The 5,859-nt window shown below is 51.4% G+C and carries 9 protein-coding genes and 1 pseudogene; all 10 read right to left on the reverse strand.

Annotated features, from left to right (window positions below; genetic code table 11):
• Positions 1 to 148: 148 nt before the first annotated feature.
• Entirely contained in the window at positions 149 to 973 is an 825-nt protein-coding gene (locus P1P89_21750; protein MDF1594143.1) for a 4Fe-4S binding protein, read from the reverse strand.
• A gap of 4 nt (positions 974 to 977) precedes the next feature.
• Positions 978 to 1,307 (reverse strand): annotated as a pseudogene (locus P1P89_21755) (pirin-like C-terminal cupin domain-containing protein).
• 18 nt (positions 1,308 to 1,325) lie between these two features.
• Positions 1,326 to 1,544 carry a hypothetical protein gene (locus P1P89_21760; GenBank protein ID MDF1594144.1) on the reverse strand — a complete coding sequence of 73 codons (219 nt, stop codon included), beginning with the start codon at positions 1,542 to 1,544 and terminating at the stop codon, positions 1,326 to 1,328.
• Positions 1,545 to 1,553: 9 nt separating this feature from the next.
• Positions 1,554 to 1,889, reverse strand: a complete 336-nt coding sequence (locus tag P1P89_21765) for a pirin family protein (GenBank protein ID MDF1594145.1) — start codon at positions 1,887 to 1,889, stop codon at positions 1,554 to 1,556.
• A 61-nt stretch (positions 1,890 to 1,950) separates the two neighbouring features.
• On the reverse strand, positions 1,951 to 2,433 hold the full coding sequence (locus P1P89_21770; protein MDF1594146.1) for a lipocalin family protein: 483 nt from the start codon (positions 2,431 to 2,433) through the stop codon (positions 1,951 to 1,953).
• Between the two features lie 26 nt (positions 2,434 to 2,459).
• The gene (locus P1P89_21775; GenBank protein ID MDF1594147.1) at positions 2,460 to 2,777 is read right to left on the reverse strand and encodes a DUF6122 family protein; all 318 of its coding nucleotides are present in this window, start codon (positions 2,775 to 2,777) and stop codon (positions 2,460 to 2,462) included.
• Positions 2,774 to 3,253, reverse strand: coding sequence for a DUF1499 domain-containing protein (locus P1P89_21780; protein ID MDF1594148.1), 480 nt, complete (start codon positions 3,251 to 3,253; stop codon positions 2,774 to 2,776). Before P1P89_21780 ends, P1P89_21775 begins: the two co-directional genes overlap by 4 nt.
• A gap of 72 nt (positions 3,254 to 3,325) precedes the next feature.
• Positions 3,326 to 3,886 (reverse strand): chalcone isomerase family protein, encoded by a 561-nt coding sequence (locus P1P89_21785; GenBank protein MDF1594149.1) that lies wholly within the window; start codon positions 3,884 to 3,886, stop codon positions 3,326 to 3,328.
• A 10-nt stretch (positions 3,887 to 3,896) separates the two neighbouring features.
• Positions 3,897 to 4,643, reverse strand: a complete 747-nt coding sequence (locus P1P89_21790) for an enoyl-CoA hydratase/isomerase family protein (protein MDF1594150.1) — start codon at positions 4,641 to 4,643, stop codon at positions 3,897 to 3,899.
• A 40-nt stretch (positions 4,644 to 4,683) separates the two neighbouring features.
• Positions 4,684 to 5,631, reverse strand: a complete 948-nt coding sequence (locus P1P89_21795) for a DUF4185 domain-containing protein (protein ID MDF1594151.1) — start codon at positions 5,629 to 5,631, stop codon at positions 4,684 to 4,686.
• Positions 5,632 to 5,859 lie beyond the last annotated feature (228 nt).

Genomic DNA, 5,859 nt, shown 5'->3' on the forward strand with positions numbered 1-5,859 from the left:
GGCAATTTTCTTTATGGGGCTTGATACTATATGTTGAAAACTGCTGCTCAATGTCGTCCTAAAAGAGCCGCACCCAATTTAAATAACATGTGCCGATACTCACATTCGTGCCGGGTCCGATGGTAAAAAATAACGGGTCACGGCTACTTCATTGTAGACAGCCATCGATTTTAACAAACCGGCTTTTCTGCCGGAAAGATCGGTTTCGATGGCTTTTTCCGGACACAGCCGGACACAGCCGGACACAGTTGAAACACCCGAAACAGGCTTCGCCGAATACGGGGTAGGGCGCCAGTCTAATCGCATCGGCCGGACATCCCGCCTGGCAGTCGCCACATTGGGTGCATTTGTCTTCCCGTACTTTTCTGGGTGGAATTTTGCGGGGGTCTGATTGCACCGAAGTCCGCATCATCATCTCTCGGTGATCATGGGACTGGTAGTCAAGTTGCGCCAGCGACAGCGATCGGGCATGTCCCGACACTATGTTGTTGAAAAACTTCCGGACAAGCTCAATGACAACCGCGTCATCCGCCTTATCCGGGTGCCCGACGCCGATGGGCTGCTGAGACTGCCATAAACGTGAATGAACACTCAGCACCTTGGCGGCAGCGGCTATGCCAAAGCCTTTTTCAATCAGCATTTTCCCCATTTCCCAGAGGGCGATGCCGCTGGTGACGAATCCCCAGGTAACAAAGGGAACGGCGGCTCCGGCCAGGACGGAAGGGAGCAACTCGATAAACTGAATAACCGGGGGTACGACATGGAAGACATACACCGGTGAACCGATAAACAGACAGGTGCCGTCGGCTGCGGCCGCAGACGTGATTTTGTCGATAAAGGGCCTCCAGTCCCGTGTTTTACCGAGGTCCAGGTAAGTCAGGCCGCATCCCAGCTGTTGGAGTTCCTGCCCGACAATTCCGGCGACATGCCGGGTACTTCCGGCCGGTGAACAGTATGCGCAGAAAAATTTCAAAACGCTATAAACGCCTTTTTATAAAGGTCCCGTTATTAAATTCTTCAAAGGCAATCCGCAGCTCTTCCTGTGTGTTCATGACGATGGGACCGTACCATGCCACCGGTTCGGCGATGGGCTTACCGGACACCAGCAGAAACCGGAGAGGTTTGTCACCGGTCGAAACCGCAATTTCAGTGCCGTCTTCAAACAAAACAAGGGTTTCGTTCTCCAGGAACGGTTCCCGGCTGATATCGAAATAGTTTCGGCCTTCACCTTCATAAGAAAAAGGATTTTTCTCTTTACAGAAAAAACCTTGCCCTCCGATCACATAGGCAAAAACCGTATGCCCCTGTTTGACTGGTTGGGTGAATTACGATCTTGCCGGGATTGAAACATCCAGGTACTGGGGATCGATGACAATATCCTCCACAGGGCCTTTCTGCTTGCCGAATGTGCCGGCGATAATCCGTATTTTTGTGCCGTTCGGCAAAGTCATTTCAGGGATTTGATTGCTTTTGATATCCCGGTATCGGGGCGCCATCATTTTATGGGACGCCGGCAGATTGGCCCAGAGCTGAAAGCCATACATCCGCCCCTGTCAGTCACCCCTGGGCATTTCCTGATGGATGATGCCGCTGCCGGCGGTCATCCATTGAATGTCGCCGGATGAAATTATTCCCTTGTTTCCCAGGCTGTCGGCGTGCTCGACATCCCCTTTGAGAACATAGGTGATGGTTTCAATCCCGCGATGGGGGTGCCAGGGGAAGCCTTTGATAAAGTAGTCGCGCTGATCGGAGCGGAAATCGTCCAATAACAGAAAAGGGTCAAACAGGGGGGCTTCCGCAAAGCCGAACACCCGTTTGAGGTGAACGCCTGCCCCTTCGATGGTCGGTTTGCTTTTCCAGACTTTGCGTATTTTTCTTGCTGCCGGCATAGCGGACCTCCATCAAAAATTTCTAATTCTGTTCAACAAAAATCAGACCAGCTGTATCGAATCACGCCTTATTCGCTGTTGAAACCAGATGGTCGATGGTGCTCTGGTTCAGGGTACGATCCCGGGATAGAATCCATAAATACGAGCGACTGGGACCGCATACCAGCGCGAAGGAATAATGGTCTTTGTCGATCTCCATGACATGGTAGCCGCCGTAAAAGGGGCCGAAAAAGGATACTTTAAGGCTGGCGACAGTAGGCGGGCCGATAATATATGCCTTTCCCTTGGCTTCCTGCCATTTTCCGGTCGATTTGTCAAAGCCTCTGTTCAAAACATCGACGCCGCCGTCCTCCCGTAACGAATAAGTTGCGGAAACATGACTCAATCCGCGTTCAAAACGATGATCCAGCCGGGCAATTTCATACCATGTTCCGAGGTAGCGATTTAGTCTAAAATTCGTTACCGGCGCTATCCCTTCCGGACGCCCTGTACATCCGTGTAAAAATGAAAGTGTCAGAATGAAAAAAACAAATAATTTTCTCATACAGAAATCGACCCAATCAGGTCCTTTCAACCAAAAACCATCCAGACACAATCCAATCCATCCAGCGCCATATGAATCATCAGCCCCAAACCAACCAGTCGGGTCTTGGGGATTACACTCAACACTGTATAGACAATCATGGCCGCATAAGTATGCAGGGGGTGAAAACCGATCCCGCAGCGGTTGGGGTCATAAATCGGATCGGCCAGAAGATGGTCGAGGTCAATAATCATGGTCGCCATCATAATCAGCCAGGCTTTTTTCCATCTTTCTGAATAGGCCCAACGGGCGGCAGCTCCGGGTACGATAAAATGGAGCAGCAAGTGGGCAATAGGGCGAATCATGGTTCCGCTCTTGGACCTGTAGATGTTGACATCGTTACTCCCCATGGCTCAATGAGGTCTGCGGTGCGCAGCGCCTGCCGGAGAGATTCGATCCGTTTGCGGTTCACGCCAAAGTCGTAATAACCGCTCCGCGAGGCCGAGCGCACGGAAACAATCCCGGTTTCCGGTTTCAATAACAGTTCTAAATCGTCAACGAAGCCGAATAGCCTGCTTTTACTTTCCGCCTGAATATAATGATCCGTATGGATAATGATAACCGTTCGATGCATGGCAGCCACAATCCGAAGGACCGCCGGCCATGTTTTGGCACGATCCCCCTTCAGGCGAAACGGATACACACGATGTTCCGGTTCGGTCGCTTCGCTGGAGACGCAATTGGGGCTGCCGGGGCAATCTTTCAGGCCGGCCGGTTCCATGCCGGCGGCTTCGACGGATCTGGATGAGAACCCGCCGGCGACGGCGACTATCAGCAGCACCCGAGGCAATATTTCACCAAGATAGAACATGTTTTCAGTATAGAACCTTTCCAGACAGCCATGTGCGATAAACTATCGGCCCAGCAGCGCTTTTTTCAAGCCCTGATGAACCGGATTATCACAAAGCCAGATACCGAACAAGGCCTGTTTGAACCGCAGGCCTGTTGTAACCATAAGGGGTTTGTTATTCTTGTAGGCGGTGACACCCTTGGCAGGTATATAAACCAAATCATAGACGTCGTTTTTATTTATTTTGTCGCTGAAAATTGTAATGAACATATCGATCTCCGGCTGAATCGGGGTGATATTTCCGTCCGTTGTCTTTGAAAAACCTTCACGGGTTGCCTGCGACATTATGTCAGATGTGATCATCGCGGAGACAACATGCAGACGGATCGCCATGGGCTCATCGGCGGCGATGATTTCTTCGGGATTGACATTCTTATGTCTCAGATACAGGCCGGCGACATAGACGCTTAAAGAAAACTTGGTACGAATCCCGGCGCCGTTTAACATCAGGACGCCCTTTTCGGTTTCAAGCAAATCCGGCATAGAGATGCCGCCGATTTCAGCAGCGTGCGCGTTCAGAATACTCCCCAGCAGGATAATTAGAAGAATAAACCGATCTCTCATCTAGTGGCCCTTAAAATTTTTTCGCGGCTTCCGTCAGGAGTACCCGAACCGCCGGGTCAAACCAGCAGTCCAGAAACCCTCTGGTTTTTGCCGGATGCTTTTCTAAAAATTCAGACCGGATTCCGGCAACCCGGGCGTCTTTAATCTGGGCAAATGCAGGGGCGGGAAGGGCGGCCAGTTCAAGAACCTTTTCGACGGCGCGTGCTTCCAGCGTGTCCGCAAGACAAATTTCATCAACCAGTCCGATCTGTCTGCTATCTGCGGCCGTTATAAATTCACCGCAATAAACGATCTCGGTGGCGGCCCGTTCAGCAACAATATGGCGAAGCATCAGATCGGCCAGATGGGGCACCGGTACCCCCAGTTTGATTTCATTTAAACCCAACAGTTTATTTTCTTGCGCTGCAAAACGGTAATCACAGGCCAGTGCCAGGATAGTGCCGCCGGCAATGGCATGACCGGAAATCGCACAGACAGTTGGGAGGGGCAGGGTGAAGATATCCAGCGCAGTCCGGTTAAAGCGGTTATAGAAATCAGCGATTTCATTTCGATTCAGCGGCAAAAGCGTGGGCAAATCAAAGCCGATGGAAAAAAACTTGGACCCGCCTGTAAGAATCAGACCCCTGCAGAGATTGCGGCATTCATTCACCGCAGCGCTGAGGTCATACACCAGTTGGGGGCTGATGGCATTGGTGACACCATTGTTTAATCGCAGGATTGCGATATCCTCTGAGTGCTCCAGTAATACAGTCTTCATAAAACGCTCCTTGCTGAAAACGCTTATCCGGGCAGGCCGGTCAGGATTTCCGCAGCATGACGGCAACGAGCCGCATCTCAAACGTTAAAGGACCGGTCTGTCTGGAATAGGTGATGTAAATCATCCTGCCGTTATCCCGAGCGTATTCGGGATGTTCCATTGCATCATATATCCAGCCGATGGCGTTTAGCGGCGGCATGGCATCGAATGCTTTCAGCGGTTTTGACCAGGGGCCCTCAAGTTTTTTCGCGGTCCGAAACATCACGCCGGTGCCCATGGGCTGGCTGTATACCGCCAGATATCTTTCCAGATGGGAATTGTAGGAAACCGACATCATATCATTGCCTTCCAGGACAACCTTGCTGTCGTCAATTTCTTTTTGCCACTTTTGTGAAGCGCCGTAAAATTCCCATGCGCCTCGGTCCGCAACGTTTGCGAGGGGAACACGGGCAAGACGGCAGGGCTTCGCATCACCGTCGAGGCAGCAGCCGAAAACATATACCATCGAATTCACGATCATTGCGGCGCTTCCGAAGGCGGGTTCATTTTTGCCGAACATCAGTTCAGGCCGATTTTCTCCCGGATCATGCCGGATTCGTTCCGGCGCTTCGTCAAACCGGCGCCAGGCAGCCATGCCGTGGCCGGCGGTTTGAAAGTTTAAAAAACCCGGTTTTACCAGTACTTTTTTGAAAAACAGCAGCAACCGGTTGTCGACAGTGTCGCTGATGACGGCTCCGGGCCAAAGCGCCCAGCGGGCGCCGCAAGGTTGGACCGGACAGTTCGCGGCCTGATGGTCACGGTTAAAAGCATGTTCTTCGGGCGTAAACGGAAATAATTCCATGGGGGTCCCCTGCCGATCCTGACAGGGCCTAAATCCGGTAATTCCGTCACCGGCGGTTTGGTCCGTCGTCCAGGAGCAGGAATTGCTCAGGAGCGCAGGGGCGGAATGATCCCTTTGGCTTACGATGGTATCACCAAAAATCCAGATGGAACGGTTTTGAAACAGAGCACTGTAGCCGCCGTCGCGGCCTAAAATGACCGGTGTTGTTTCGATAGGGCCGAGATCGGAGACATTTTCAATCGTTGCATCGGCGGGAAAAACGGTTTCTGCCTGTAAGATGCGTATTTGATTCAGTAGGATTAATTTGACATTGTAAAGATTATTCTTGCAATTACTTCAGTTATTTACTATGGATGTATTCATGAAATCAACCCC

The sequence above is a fragment of the Desulfobacterales bacterium genome (genome assembly GCA_029211065.1).
In the GTDB taxonomy this organism is placed as follows: Bacteria; Desulfobacterota; Desulfobacteria; order Desulfobacterales; family JARGFK01; genus JARGFK01.